This window comes from Oleiphilus sp. HI0123 (assembly GCF_001635315.1).
The window spans coordinates 1-210 of sequence record NZ_LWGE01001000.1 but is presented as its reverse complement, the minus strand read 5'-3'; the positions used below and the strand labels follow the sequence as shown (position 1 = coordinate 210).

1 protein-coding gene is annotated in these 210 nt (G+C 48.6%); it reads right to left on the bottom strand.

Annotated elements, in window-relative coordinates; genetic code table 11:
• On the bottom strand, positions 1–210 hold a 210-nt coding region (locus A3761_RS08585; protein ID WP_156491757.1), incomplete at both ends, for a diguanylate cyclase.

Here is a 210-nt window from a genome sequence, read left to right as displayed (position 1 = left end):
TGTCAGAGGTTTGCATACTCGCAACACCGACAGAAATGGTAATATTACCCAGGGTGACTTTTTTATCACTGCCCATAACCAGGTTTTTACTGGCGACCTTATCGCATAGCTGCTGGCCTACAACGAGTGCGCCTTCGTAGCGTGTGTTGGGTAATAGCGCCACGAATTCTTCACCTCCATAACGAGCGACGATATCGTCACCTTTGACAC